This is a genomic window from Bacillus sp. JCM 19034 (assembly GCF_001310635.1).
Classification (GTDB): domain Bacteria; phylum Bacillota; class Bacilli; order Bacillales; family Bacillaceae_D; genus Halalkalibacter.
On record NZ_BAXR01000007.1, the window covers coordinates 1 to 13,529 of the forward strand.

Genomic DNA, 13,529 nt, shown 5'->3' on the forward strand with positions numbered 1-13,529 from the left:
TTGAATTGATTCTTCATCCCGTATACCACCTAGGAATTTTCTCACATCTTGATTCACAAATAGTTTTTTAACATCAGCATAATCCGTTTTTTTAAAAGAATTTATGAAACATCTTTCTGTTTCAAACAAATGAAATCATCCCCTTAGCCTGCATTTAATACATATATTTTATCTTTAAACCCATATTTCGTTAGTTTTAATTTATTAAATTAAACTGCCTCGTTAGTTAAAACTAAATCAATTGCTAATGACACCATTATTAGCAACAATCTATACGAAAACAGCCAAACAAAAAAATGATTCAAGTAATGGTCAGCTTCAGAGAAATAATTTATAAATATAAAAGACTGATTTTAACTTTGAAATAGTTAAAATCAGTCTTTTATATTTTACAAACACATTTTTAAAGTTAAGATTTTAAATACACTAACAGGATATAAAGCATATACTTACCTAAAGTTTTATAAAGCATATTGTTGCCACTTAGGCAAACTTGTGCTTCAAGTCACAAAATACGTTTTAGGTGTTCAAGTTAATTTTGGTGGAGACGGTGGGACATGTATTTCCACGCTTTCGCAAGTGGCACTGACTATATCTTGAACTTGAGATATTTCAAGTCCCTTGGCGTGTTATGAAGCATGTGTATTTGCTAAGTGCAGGATGCTTCATCCTAGTACTACCAACGAGGGTAGCCTATAAGTCGATACACGGCTGTTGGATCGCTCCACATACCGCTCGATGTTGTCATATCATCATAGTAGATGACTTAGAGTTCATCGATAAAGCCAAGTTATCACTTATGTGTTACCACATAAGGCGACCATTTCTAATCGAACCCACGTCCAGAAATAACGACACTTACGCTTCTACGAGCGTAGTCACTGTATTAGCATTTCGCCGACAATTCGGCCCAGCAACAGGCTTCCTTGTGGCTAGTCTGATTAATCTCTTCCTTCACCCTCAGACGGAGGGTAACCGGCGTAGCCCACTTAAAGTGAGTCCCGTATCCTACCACATGGGCGATGGAGGCGGAACCGCAGAGTGCTATTAGGCAGCTACTGCGAAGTTATTGTTTTCTTTGCCAGTTAATTGGCTTTGGCGTTTTAACGAGGCCGACCCCCTCGGCTCGCCACGTAAGCACGACCTATCCCTGTCGAATCCAAAACGTCCCCGTATTTTAAGAAATCCAGAACCTCATTTCGCTCTGGACTTCTAATTATAACATAGCTAGCTCACGTTTCAACTGGTAATTATTATCCATTGATCCGATCTTTTAGTGCACGCTCTACTTCGCGTTTGGCATCTTTGCGTTTAAGAGTTTCTCGTTTATCGTAATTCTTTTTCCCTTTTGCCAGCCCGATTAACACTTTCGCGAACCCGTTTTTTAAATAAACTTTTAACGGAACGAGTGAATAACCTTTTTGCTGCGTTTGACCGATGAGCTGGCTAATTTCTTTTTTATGCAGCAAGAGCTTCCGTGCTCTAACTGGGTCGTGGTTATAGCGGTTTCCTTGCTCATATTCACTAATATGGGCATTGTGCAAGTATGCTTCTCCGTTTGAAACTCGGGCGAAAGAATCTTTTAAATTCATACGCCCTGCACGAATTGATTTAATTTCCGTCCCCTTTAACACGATTCCAGCTTCAAATGTTTCTTCTATAAAATAATCATGTCTCGCCCGTTTATTTTGAGCAATCACATTTGCGTCCTTATCGTTCATTGCCATTTTCAAACACCCTTTTTTCATGCGACATGCTTATATGATAGCAAGCAGATGAAAAGGCGTCAATTTCCAAAACGTTTATTAAAGGCACAGAAAATGTAGCCCTCTCTTATTTCCGCCGTTTCTTTTTCTTCCGCTTAAAGCTTGGTGCATTTTCAAAAAACTTTTTCTTCTTATTCTTTTTAACTCCGTTTTCTTGCTTACTCTTTTCATTTAGCTTCAAACCGTTTTTGCTCTCACGTTTTCCACCGACGATCACTTTCGGTCGATCACGCCCTTCACGACGAGCTCGTGGCTTCATACCAACGATTTCGAAATCAATGGACGCTTCATCAACATTTACAGTTGCGACACGCACTTCAATTTCATCACCAATTCGGAACACTTGTCCAGTACGTTCACCGATCATCGCGTACTGCCGCTCATCAAAGCGGTAATAATCGTCGGTTAAATAGCTAACATGAACTAGTCCTTCAATTGTATTTTCCAATTCCACGAATAAGCCAAAATTCGTTACACTGCTAATAATTCCGGTGAACGTCTCACCGATTTTGTTACTCATAAACTGTGCTTTTTTCACATTATCTGTGTCACGTTCTGCTTCTACAGCACGACGTTCCATTTCTGAGGCGTGTCTCGTTAGATCTGGTAAGATTTCACGCATTTTTTCCTGTGTTTTATCATCGACATTGCCTTTTATTAAATACTCACGTATAAGTCGATGGACGAGCAAATCTGGATAACGGCGAATCGGTGAAGTAAAGTGCGTATAAAATTCTGTCGACAAGCCGAAATGTCCTATACTGTTTACATCATATTTTGCTTGCTTCATCGACCTTAGCATAACAGTACTTATAACCGTCTCTTCCGGTTCTCCTCTCACTTCTTCAAGAAGCATTTGTAAGGCACGAGGATGAACGGTATTTGCATTACCACGAACGACATAGCCAAAGTTCGTAATAAACTCAAGAAATTTTGTTAGCTTTTCCGCATCCGGGTCTTCATGAATTCTGTAGACGAACGGAAGCTTTAACCAGTGGAAATGTTCAGCAATTGATTCGTTTGCTGCTAGCATAAACTCCTCAATTAATTTTTCAGCGACCGAACGTGTTCGTATGACAACATCTGTCGGTTCACCTTCCTCATTTACAAGTACTTTTGACTCATTAAAATCAAAATCAATCGCACCACGATCAAAGCGTTTTTTTCGTAAAATGGCAGCAAGCTCTTCCATTAATTCGAAAAATGGCACAAGCTCCTTGTAGTGAGCTCTCGTTTCCTCATCTTTATCAACTAATATTTTATTTACATCTGCATATGTCATTCGCTCAGTTGTTTTGATCACACTTTGGAAAATATCATGCTTCACTACTTGACCTTGCGGAGTGATTTCCATTTCACAAGACAATGTTAAACGATCTACTTTCGGATTTAAACTACAAATCCCATTTGATAAACGATGAGGAATCATTGGAATGACACGATCAACAAGATAAACACTCGTTGCTCGTTCACTTGCTTCTACATCAATTGGTGAACCTTCCTTCACATAATGAGACACATCGGCAATATGAACACCAAGCAAATAATGGCCATTATCAAGCAATTTCACTTGTACGGCGTCATCTAAATCTTTCGCGTCTGCCCCATCAATAGTCACAATCGTCTCATTACGCAAATCGCGTCGACCATGTAAATCAGCTGGATCAATTTCATCTGGTACAGCATTTGCTTGCTCAAGCACTTCATCTGGAAATTCTGTAGGAATACCATATTTATAAATGATCGATAAAATATCCATCCCTGGGTCGTTTTTATGTCCTAGAACCTTTATAACACTACCTTCAGCACTCATTCGACCTTCAGGATATTTCGTAATTTCTACGACAACTTTATGGCCATCAATTGCCCCATTTTTCTCTTCTTTTGGAATAAAAATATCATTTGTAATCCGCTTATCATCAGCAACAACAAAACCATATGACTTTTGATCAACGAACGTTCCAACCGTCGTTGTCACTCCTCTTTCCAAAATTCGCACAACTTGTCCTTCTGGACGTGAACCTGATGATTGCTGATGAAGTCGAACGAGTACCGTATCACGGTTCATCGCACTTTTTAAATCAGCTTGCGATACGTATACATCATCTTCTCCTGGTTGTTCAGGGATAATAAAGGCAAAGCCTTAGCATGACTTTGGACTTTTCCTCGTATTAAATTCATCTTTTCGGGAACTCCATAGCGATTTGTTCTCGTTCGCACGAGCAAGCCACGTTCTTCCATTTCATTTAACACTTTCACCAATTCTTTAAACTCTTCACTACCATTAACGTTTAACGCTTCTTCAATTTCATTCATCAGTAACGGTTTTTCCGCCTCTTGGAAAAAAGCCGTCAGTTCCTGGATTTTTTCTTCATTCATGTTTTTCACCTCTTATTGAAATCAACCCCACTGTAATCGCTCTAAAAAATGATAAATATCTTCATGGAGTTGATCTTTTTCTTTTCCTAATGTAATGACATGGGTAGATTCTTCATACCATTTGATTTCTTTAATCTTCGAGCCAATCTGTTCAAAAATAACATTGGCACTATTTACATCAATCATTTCATCATGACGCGCTTGAATGACTAAAGCCGGGCTCGTTACCATCTCAAGCGAACGTTTCACACGATCCATTTCCAACCGTAAAGTGGAAATTAGATTTAATGAACCTTCGCGAAACCTCTCTAGTTCTCCTTTAATTTGGTCACCTGATTTATTTTCCCGCTCTTTATATTGCTTTGCATAATGTATCATTCCATCATAAATAGAACGCTCCGTTCTTTGTTTCATTGGAGCACACATCGGAATAACACCGACAACTGAATATGATTGAGCAAGCTTTAAACTTAAAAGTCCACCAAGCGATAAGCCTGCTACGGCTATTTTTTTATATCCTTGTTCTTGTAAATACGTATATCCTTGTTGGGCATTTTGCCACCAATCATTGGGTTCTACCTCTAGAAGGAATTCTGGAGCAACACCGTGTCCCTTATAAAGCGGGGCATGTGCTGTATAGCCTTTTTTCTGCAAAAAACGACCTAACATCCTTACATCAGCAGTTGTCCCAGTAAATCCATGTAAAAGCAATACAGCACGTTCGCCACCCTCAAACATAAATGATTTTGGCACTACAGTCCTCATCCTAACACCTTCATTCCATCGTTCCTCACTATAACTTTTCCCCATAATCACTCAATCTAACCGTATAAGAGAAAAGCGTTAGCATTTTTCCTTATACGCTTCATGCGTTTATTAGCAACGCTGTCTCCTATTTTGCTTACTTCACTCTTTATGTAAGAAAGATTTTTAATTAGCTATACTTAGAAAATATCGAACTTTTATACAGAAAAACGGCAGGTGTTTAATCACCTACCGCTTCATTCATTAAAGGAAAAATGCTACTGTTACCGTTAGAACAAAGAATAAAACTGAAAGCACAACTGTTGCCCGAATTAACACGGCATCTAGTCCGCGTGCTTTCTGCTTTCCAACTAACTGTTCCGCTCCACCAGAGATTGAACCTGACAGCCCAGCACTTCTTCCAGATTGTAGCAATACAACCCCAATTAATAAAATCGATACAATGATAAGTAGAACAATTGATAATAGTTGCACAATCTTACACCTCCACGACAAATACACACTATTTATAATGTAGCATAAAGCACGTCTATTCTACAACAGGAAAAATAATTATTTTCAGTCTTGAAGCATGACAGACGTGTGCGATGATTGAATTTTGTAACGATCAAGTTGTCGTATATTGGTCTTTCTTCATAGTGCCATTATCAGTTTTCTTTTTCCACCTTTTTTTAATCATTGTTATACATGCCATTAAGACAATTGGGATAACTGCTACAATTGTTATAAATAATGGCCAAATAATCCCCACATTCTCCACGAATTCTAACTCATGTCTATATAACGTAACGGACATAAAAAAGCATAAAATCGATAAAGGAAAGACAAATATTTTCGTCTCCTTTTCACCAACCATTCCGTTAAAAAGGACATAAATCATGTAAAGCACAATCGATGCCTTCATATAGGAGCCGATGATCCAGCTCATTGCCATAACCGCTTCGATCCGTGTAAGGATATCGTGAACATCAATTAAAGTTGAAATATAAAACAAGGAATATTTAATTTTAGCTCCAATAGGGCCTAATACCATGATCGAAATGATTACTGTTGTGAGTAGAAGCCCCGTCGTAACGATGTGAGCAATGATCATACCCCGTTTTAGCGTACCTGCTTCTTTTTGTCGAGAAAAAGGGAGCAAAATAGCAAACAAAAATCACCTCACTATAGGGAAACCCATATACGAAGTAAACACCCTGGAAAACAGCCCCCCAACCTTCGGGTATGAGAGGTAATACATATTCCGGCTCAATCGCTGGAATAATTGTGACAAGAAATAACCCTAACACTAACAATACAAACAGAAGCAGCATCGTAAACATACGTCCTATTACTTCAAAGCCACAAAATACCGTTAACGCTGCCACAAATAAGATAAAAACTTGGAAAATGTATAAAGGTGTTTCCCGCATAACTGTATTGTGTAAAAACATACCAACGTCTAAAATAATATTCGAGATCATAATAAGTAACAAAAAGAATAATAAAATATGAAAGATATGAGATAGCCATTTTCCATAAATCTCTCTTGAATACTCTACAAACGTCTTACCTTTATATACTTTATTTAAATAGAATATAACATATAACAAACCAAGGCTAATGACAGATGCGAGAATCAAAGAAATCCAAGCTGCATTCCCCGCATTTCCGATAAGAGGGGAAGGAATATTCACTAATGCAGAGCCAATCATATAGCAAAGAAATATAAACGACATCTGATGGTCACTAACTATTTCCTTTGAACGCTTCATCCTTCCCTCCTATTCAGCTTTCAACCAATTTACAATTTGATTTGCAGGCTGAAACATCACATCATGTAGTAAATCAACGACATTGTATAAATCTAAGATCATGATAAAATCAATACTTAAATAGAATGAGACTAGTATGATCATGGTATAGATCATTTTTTATTTTACGACTTTTTGTTTTTAGCTTCGGACCGTCATGCATTAATAAGATTAGAAATAATATAAACACTAAAATCAATTTAGTTGTCATGAATCATCACCTAATCTGCTTCCATAAATGGTTTAAAGTCTACGAGCCCTGAGCCAACTACTCGGACATTTATGTTAAAGGAAAATTGAGCATTTCCAAAATACTCATCCCAATCACCCTTAACCTCATCCCACTGATCAGGGTTGTTTTTATAAATTTCATTCCCTAAATTAAGAACATCAATTTTTTTCTCTTTCAGTTCTTTTATCGTTTTTTCCAAGTCTGTTTTAACTGTTTCTTCAATTTTTCTGGAATATGCATTGATTTCTTCATCTGTTTCTAAAACGGTTTCACACATAAGTTCACGTATCATTGCATCCAACTCAATGACCACGTCTACTAATAATTGCTCACCTTCAATTGTTGGTGAAACACGTGTATTTGTTTTAATTAGATCAATGTTATCGGATTCAATCATAGCTTCTTGTTCCTCATGTTTGCACGGTATTTTCCAAACTCCACGTTCAAATTGCTCACGAAGTACTAATACGTGCTGAGTTTGTGTTCCATTTAATTCATCGACCATCAATCCATTTTGTAGAACTGCCACCCCGATTAAGGAAGCAGTCTCGATTGTTTCTTCTACCTCTTTTTTTACTAATGGAACTAGTGCAACCTCTAGCTGACTTTGTAGTTGTAAACTTAATTCATGCAACGTTGTATCTAAAGTGTTACCAGCTTCGTCATGGGAAATTTTTTGTAACTCTCTAAGCTGTCTGCTAGAGGAAAAGTCAAACAACGGCTCAATTTCTAAATAATCACGACCTTTACCTTTTCCAATGACTAAATTCGTTGTTGCACGTGGTTCTTGCTCACGATAAAAGAAAGCAAGTATATCATTAAAATGGCGATCTCTTGCCGTTTCTTCTCCAATAACAATGATTTGCATATGGCTCCAATTTCCCCTACGACCGAAATAATTGACAAGATTTCTGGCCCCTTCTGATATTGATTTACTTTCAACTGTAAAAGTGGCAGGTTCTCTATCCGATTCACCACCTTCTGGGCCAACCTTTGTCGGTCGATAAAGTTGAACGGTTAGTTCAAGCTGTTCTTCAGTTTCATCAATCGCTGCACCTAAAATAAATGCTCTCTCCATTAACTCTCTTTGATCCCAACATCCTGCGAGTAGGAGAAGAACAATCATGATCATAATCCGTTTCATAACATACCCTCATTTCTCATCCGATGTATGTGGAAACTGGTGCTTTTTACGGTTACGAGGTGATTCCAACAGGTATCTTATTGGCACACGAATAAATGCATCTCTAAGCTTTTGTGGCCTTAAAGGAGCAAATGGTGCCAAATAAGGTACCCCTAATGATCTTAAAGAGCTTAAATGTAATAAAATTAAAAGCAAACCAACCATAATACCAAATCCCCCTAGCGTTGCAGCTAAGAACATAAGGGGAAACTGTAAAATACGGTAAGCGGTAGCTAAGTTATACTGAGGGATTGCAAATGAGGAAATCCCTGTTAAGGCAACAACTACGACCATAATTGGTGAAGCAATCCCCGCCTGGATAGCTGCCTCTCCAATGATCAAAGCCCCTACGATGCTCACTGCTTGTCCAACAGGCTTGGGCATACGAACTCCCGCTTCACGCATTAATTCAAAGAAGAAAAGCATAATTATCGCTTCAATTAGTGCGGGAAATGGAATTCCTTCTCGCGTATTAATAATCGCCAGAAGTAATATTGATGGGATCATTTCAGGGTGAAAAGTCGACAATGCTATGTATACACTTGGTAACGTTAACGCGATAATTACAGCAATAAACCTCATTAATCGAATAGCTGTTGATACAAACGAACGCTGGTAATAATCTTCTACAGATTGGAACAACTCTAAGTAAAGAGCTGGACATATTAACATCGCACCTGTCCCATGAACGAGCACAATGATTTTTCCATCTAATAGTGCAGCTGTTGCCGTATCGGGACGTTCTGTATATCGATATTGAGGAAAAGGAGAAAATGTAGAGTCTTCTATTAACTCCTCTAAAATGAAGTCTCTAATATATCTAAATCCTTCACCTTTTCTATCCGTCTTTGAAACTCTTCTAAAACCTCTCGATCCACTGCCCCTTCTACATACATATATGCTATTTCTGTTCTAGTCACTTCGCCGACGTGTAAAGTCTTTAGCTTTAAATGTTTGGATTGCATTCTTGAGCGAATAAGCCCAATATTTACTTTTAAATCTTCGACCGTTCCTGTATGCGGACCTCTAACAACTGATTCTGATGAAGGTTCACCAACAGATCTACCTTCAATCGATAACGCTTCAAATGCTAAGGCTTGATCCCAGCCATTTATAAAGAGAACAAAATAACCAGCCAAAACCTTTGTTGTAGCTTCTTCATAGTCATTAATAAGTTCAGGCGTTTCATTCGTAACCCCATTATTTTTAATGAAGTGTTTAAGTTGTTCCAGAGTAATTTGATTCGCTGGACCAACTTCATGTTTGACAACATCTTGTAATATTGACTTAACATAATTCACCGTTTCTTGTTGGACAAGTGTCTGACAATGTACAATGAACGCCTTAATTTTTAATTGTGGCCCAAATTGGTAATCATTAAAATTTATATCTGCACTATCTTTAAACGTTTTATCCAGCCTGGCTCGACTTTCCGTTAAATCACTGTCGATCCTTTTTAACTGTTTTACAGAATCATCAATAAGCTGTTCTTTTTTCGTTACACCTTTTTTTTGCTTAATTCGCCAACCGTTTCGACGTGGACTCATGCCGTCTACTCCTCGTTTGTACTTCTTTTCTTAATGTTAGCATGAGCATCTTATGTAAAATTCATGCAAAACATACCTAATAAAAATGCGAAGCACCTTTATTAGGTATGATTTAATAAATCTTTAATAATGGTATCTCCTGTACGCAAACTCAAAGATATCGTTGTTAAAGTTGGGTTCGCACCTAGACTAGGTAATACACTATTATCTGCTATCCATAGCCCTTTAACTCCGTGAACAGCACATGTTGAATCGACAACCGAATGAGCTGGATCGATTCCCATTCGACACGTTCCAGATTCATGATAATCACTACCAGGAACCGTTAAACAAAGAGGTTCATCCTTCTCGACGTCTACCCCAATTTCCGCTCCAATTGTTTGAATCATTTTTTCTGTGTCAGTTAATGCTTTCTTAAGAATTTGCTTATCTAGCGGGCTACTTTGATAAAAGGTTACTATTTTATTATTTTTTATTGTCACTCTATTTCTAAAACGTGAGAGTACCTTTGAAAATCCGTAAAACCCTACTTGTCTATCAGCTTCAGGAAAAACTTGAACGAAATACGGAGCCTCAGGCCGCTGACGTATAAAGCACGGTGTCATTTCAGAGAATAGATCTCCAACTTCTTCTGAGGTGAAAGCTTTCATTTTGAAAAATGTATGTTTCGTTAAATAATGACCGACGGGTACATGGGTAAGCGATGATTGTAGCAATATACGAGGAGTTTGAAAGGTATTTGCAGCTAATACTACTCTTTTTGATCTAATTTGATGGCTACGTTTATAACGATCGACTACCTCAACACCTTGAACTTGATCACCATTCATTAACACCTTTTGAACAGGAGAGTGGATAGCAATATCAAACTCTCTTTCACCTAAAGCAGCTCCAATTAGCGTTAAAGAACTAGAAAACACATCCGGAAGAGCTCTTCCTCCTGCCATTCTAGTCTTGCCGCAAAAGGCATAATATGAGCTGGATAGTTCGCTTGCCATAATTGCTGTAGAAACAAATTTGTTTCCGCAGTTGTTGATGGTTCTTGTACATATAAAAGCTGTTCAGCAAGTTCGTAATATGGTTCAATATCGTCATATGATATTGGCCAAAATGTAAACTCAAACGGTTGAAAGCGGACAGAGACACCACCCCAAATGATAGCTTTACCACCAAAACCGATTAACTCTTTCGTTGCTGGTAAATCTGGTTCACCAATTGGACGACTTATATCATCATTAAAACGATATGCATCCTGTCTTCCTTCTAGCGTTGGAATATTATTAACATGTGTGGGGATATATAGTCCCCCCGCTTCAACGATCGCTACTTTTTTATCTGCTAACCCTTCTTCTTGGGCAATTTTCCATGTTACCGCACTCCCACCAGCACCCGTTCCAACAATGATTAGATCATATTCCTGTTCGGCCATTTCTTCAATCGGAGTTAAGGATACCCACGTATGTAATGGCTCATCAGGTCGATCTTGCGGACATGTTGGAATGTTGTTTATTTGCCATTCTTCAAACTGAGAAAAAGAGTTTTGATTCATTTGTAACGATTCCTCCCCCTCCACTTTTTAATAAAGTCACTATTTTGCTTAGCACTCTCTAATGGCGGACGGCTGAAATGCTCCTGTTCTACAAAATAATAATCAACTCCGAAGCGTTCAAGTTGCTTCAATACAAATCGATAGTCAATGACACCATGATTTAACTCAGTTGTTTCTCCTTCTTCATTCATTTCTTTTATATGGACGAGCGGAACTTGACCTTTGTATTTTTCTAATATTTCTAACAGGGAGAAACCTGCTTTATACGTCCAATACAAATCAATTTCTAACTTCATGTTATTGCCTACCTCATCAAGAAGACGATCAATAATAAGTTCACCTGTTGGCAAGCGTTCAAATTCTTCTAGATGATTGTGATAAGCCAATTGTAAACCAGCATCTATGATGTTTTTAGCTATTTCCTTTAACGATTTGCTCAATTGATGGAGCCTTGCTTCATTTTGGAGATGACTAGGATCCATCCAGGGGATAACGATATATTGTAATCCGATCACTTTTGCATAATTAATTTGACCGTGTAAATCGTTGATTAAATCCTCATAGGGAATATGTGCGGAAGGAGCTTTCAAAACTGCATCTTGCAAGTATCTATTCATTATTTCAGCAGGTATATTATAAAATCCAGCAAACTCCACTGTTTTATACCCCATTGAAGATAGTTCTCTTAACGTTTGTAGTGGCTGTGATTCAAATTCTTTTCGAACAGAGTAAAGTTGAATACCTGGTGGGGCTGGTTCAGTCTCAGATAAGCGATTTCCATTATAACGAAAACGCATCGTTTGTCACCTCTTCTGAAATGGCTCATTATTTATTTGTATCAATGAATAGATGCATTTAGAACTACAATAATGAAGTTTCCTTCTCTCTCATTAATGCAGGGTTCCTCTTGATTTCTTACCGAATTCGCACCTGATACCTCACCATTCAAAAAAGCCTTAAGAGAGATCATTCATCCCTCTTAAGGCTTTAGCAACATCTAATTATTTATTTTTTAAGTTATAGAATGACGTCAGACCGCCATATGTTGCCACACTTGCAAGCTCGTCTTCAATGCGAAGAAGTTGGTTATACTTCGCTACACGGTCAGTTCGTGAAGGAGCACCAGTCTTGATTTGACCAGCGTTAGTAGCAACAGCGATATCAGCGATTGTTGCATCTTCTGTTTCACCAGAACGGTGAGAGATAACAGCAGTGTAACCTGCACGCTTCGCCATTTCAATTGCTTCAAATGTTTCTGTTAATGTACCGATTTGGTTTACTTTAATTAAAATGGAGTTACCAATTCCTTTTTCGATACCTTCAGCAAGCTTCTTCGTGTTTGTAACGAATAAGTCATCACCAACAAGCTGAACTTTGTCACCTAGACGTTCAGTTAGAAGCTTAAAGCCCTCCCAATCGTTTTCGTCAAGACCATCTTCGATTGAGATAATTGGATATTTTGAAACAAGCTCTTCGTAGAAGTTTACCATTTCTTCTGCAGTCAAGCTCTTACCTTCTCCTGCTAAATGGTATTTCCCATCTTCTTTGTTGTAAATTTCAGAAGCAGCAACGTCCATAGCAAGCTTTACTTCTTCGCCAGGCTTAAAGCCTGCTTTTTCAATCGCTTCGATGATTGTTGAAAGAGCCTCTTCATTTGAAGATAAGTTTGGTGCGAAACCACCTTCGTCACCTACTGCTGTGTTATAGCCTTTTCCTTTAAGTACAGCTTTAAGGTTATGGAAAATTTCCGCTCCCATACGAAGAGCTTCGCGGAAGTTTTCAGCACCTACAGGCATAACCATAAATTCTTGAATGTCAACGTTATTATCTGCATGCTCTCCACCATTGATGATGTTCATCATTGGTACTGGAAGCTGCTTAGAGTTGAATCCGCCAAGGTATACGTATAAAGGAACACCTAAAGCGTCAGCAGCTGCATGAGCAACAGCCATTGATACACCTAAAATAGCGTTCGCACCTAATTTTCCTTTGTTCTCTGTTCCATCAAGCTCAATCATTAATTGGTCGATACCAACTTGGTCAAGAGCATCAATACCGATTAATTCTGGAGCAATGATTTCATTTACATTTTCAACTGCTTTTAGAACACCTTTCCCCATGTAGCGCTCTCCACCATCACGTAACTCAACTGCTTCATATTCACCAGTTGACGCACCACTTGGTACAAGAGCACGACCCATTGCACCTGACTCAAGATATACTTCTACTTCTACTGTAGGATTACCACGAGAATCTAATACTTCACGAGCATAAACATCTGTAATCATTGTCATCATTCATTCACTCCTTAAATT

At 38.2% G+C, this 13,529-nt stretch carries 12 protein-coding genes, 1 other RNA gene and 1 pseudogene; all 14 read right to left on the bottom strand.

Annotated features, from left to right (window positions below; all coding sequences use genetic code 11):
• Nucleotides 1–827: 827 nt before the first annotated feature.
• The 14 genes and pseudogenes from ssrA to eno all read right to left on the bottom strand — a co-directional run bounded on the left by ssrA (nt 828) and on the right by eno (nt 13,508).
• Nucleotides 828–1,164: a transfer-messenger RNA gene (gene ssrA / locus JCM19034_RS12170) on the bottom strand.
• Nucleotides 1,165–1,253: 89 nt separating this feature from the next.
• Nucleotides 1,254–1,721 carry an SsrA-binding protein SmpB gene (gene smpB, locus JCM19034_RS12175; RefSeq protein WP_062050292.1) on the bottom strand — a complete coding sequence of 156 codons (468 nt, stop codon included), beginning with the start codon at nt 1,719–1,721 and terminating at the stop codon, nt 1,254–1,256.
• Nucleotides 1,722–1,833: 112 nt separating this feature from the next.
• Nucleotides 1,834–4,145: pseudogene (gene rnr / locus JCM19034_RS12180) on the bottom strand (ribonuclease R).
• A 21-nt stretch (nt 4,146–4,166) separates the two neighbouring features.
• A complete protein-coding gene (locus JCM19034_RS12185; RefSeq protein ID WP_062050294.1) occupies nt 4,167–4,910 on the bottom strand; it encodes a carboxylesterase in 744 nt (247 codons plus the stop codon).
• 243 nt (nt 4,911–5,153) lie between these two features.
• Nucleotides 5,154–5,384 carry a preprotein translocase subunit SecG gene (secG, locus tag JCM19034_RS12190; RefSeq protein WP_062050091.1) on the bottom strand — a complete coding sequence of 77 codons (231 nt, stop codon included), beginning with the start codon at nt 5,382–5,384 and terminating at the stop codon, nt 5,154–5,156.
• Nucleotides 5,385–5,517: 133 nt separating this feature from the next.
• On the bottom strand, nt 5,518–6,003 hold the full coding sequence (locus JCM19034_RS22300; RefSeq protein ID WP_231686935.1) for a GerAB/ArcD/ProY family transporter: 486 nt from the start codon (nt 6,001–6,003) through the stop codon (nt 5,518–5,520).
• Complete coding sequence (locus JCM19034_RS12200) at nt 5,918–6,664, bottom strand: GerAB/ArcD/ProY family transporter (protein WP_062050095.1); 747 nt, start codon at nt 6,662–6,664, stop codon at nt 5,918–5,920. The genes JCM19034_RS22300 and JCM19034_RS12200 overlap by 86 nt, the downstream gene beginning before the upstream one ends.
• Before the next feature lie 260 nt (nt 6,665–6,924).
• Nucleotides 6,925–8,079, bottom strand: coding sequence for a Ger(x)C family spore germination protein (locus JCM19034_RS12205; protein ID WP_062050097.1), 1,155 nt, complete (start codon nt 8,077–8,079; stop codon nt 6,925–6,927).
• 9 nt (nt 8,080–8,088) lie between these two features.
• Nucleotides 8,089–9,018: a spore germination protein gene (locus JCM19034_RS24120; protein WP_156323971.1), complete on the bottom strand. Its 930-nt coding sequence runs from the start codon at nt 9,016–9,018 to the stop codon at nt 8,089–8,091.
• Entirely contained in the window at nt 8,916–9,665 is a 750-nt protein-coding gene (locus JCM19034_RS24125) for a spore germination protein (RefSeq protein WP_156323972.1), read from the bottom strand. The genes JCM19034_RS24120 and JCM19034_RS24125 overlap by 103 nt, the downstream gene beginning before the upstream one ends.
• A gap of 101 nt (nt 9,666–9,766) precedes the next feature.
• On the bottom strand, nt 9,767–10,612 hold the full coding sequence (locus JCM19034_RS12215; RefSeq protein WP_197276401.1) for a GMC oxidoreductase: 846 nt from the start codon (nt 10,610–10,612) through the stop codon (nt 9,767–9,769).
• Nucleotides 10,567–11,214, bottom strand: coding sequence for a GMC family oxidoreductase (locus JCM19034_RS12220; protein ID WP_062050100.1), 648 nt, complete (start codon nt 11,212–11,214; stop codon nt 10,567–10,569). The genes JCM19034_RS12215 and JCM19034_RS12220 overlap by 46 nt, the downstream gene beginning before the upstream one ends.
• Nucleotides 11,211–12,011, bottom strand: a complete 801-nt coding sequence (locus JCM19034_RS12225; RefSeq protein WP_062050102.1) for a sugar phosphate isomerase/epimerase — start codon at nt 12,009–12,011, stop codon at nt 11,211–11,213. Before JCM19034_RS12225 ends, JCM19034_RS12220 begins: the two co-directional genes overlap by 4 nt.
• A gap of 204 nt (nt 12,012–12,215) precedes the next feature.
• Entirely contained in the window at nt 12,216–13,508 is a 1,293-nt protein-coding gene (gene eno, locus JCM19034_RS12230; protein ID WP_062050301.1) for a phosphopyruvate hydratase, read from the bottom strand.
• Between the last annotated feature and the right edge of the window lie 21 nt (nt 13,509–13,529).

Excerpts from the sequence above, each read along its gene's own strand:
- JCM19034_RS12225 (WP_062050102.1), bottom strand. The coding sequence starts at position 12,011 with ATGCGTTTTCGTTATAATGGAAATCGCTTATCTGAGACTGAACCAGCC.
- JCM19034_RS22300 (WP_231686935.1), bottom strand. The coding sequence starts at position 6,003 with ATGATCATTGCTCACATCGTTACGACGGGGCTTCTACTCACAACAGTA.
- smpB (WP_062050292.1), bottom strand. The coding sequence starts at position 1,721 with ATGAACGATAAGGACGCAAATGTGATTGCTCAAAATAAACGGGCGAGA.
- JCM19034_RS24125 (WP_156323972.1), bottom strand. The coding sequence starts at position 9,665 with ATGAGTCCACGTCGAAACGGTTGGCGAATTAAGCAAAAAAAAGGTGTA.
- JCM19034_RS12205 (WP_062050097.1), bottom strand. The coding sequence starts at position 8,079 with ATGAAACGGATTATGATCATGATTGTTCTTCTCCTACTCGCAGGATGT.
- JCM19034_RS12185 (WP_062050294.1), bottom strand. The coding sequence starts at position 4,910 with ATGAGGACTGTAGTGCCAAAATCATTTATGTTTGAGGGTGGCGAACGT.
- JCM19034_RS12215 (WP_197276401.1), bottom strand. The coding sequence starts at position 10,612 with ATGGCAGGAGGAAGAGCTCTTCCGGATGTGTTTTCTAGTTCTTTAACG.
- JCM19034_RS12220 (WP_062050100.1), bottom strand. The coding sequence starts at position 11,214 with ATGAATCAAAACTCTTTTTCTCAGTTTGAAGAATGGCAAATAAACAAC.
- eno (WP_062050301.1), bottom strand. The coding sequence starts at position 13,508 with ATGACAATGATTACAGATGTTTATGCTCGTGAAGTATTAGATTCTCGT.
- JCM19034_RS12200 (WP_062050095.1), bottom strand. The coding sequence starts at position 6,664 with ATGAAGCGTTCAAAGGAAATAGTTAGTGACCATCAGATGTCGTTTATA.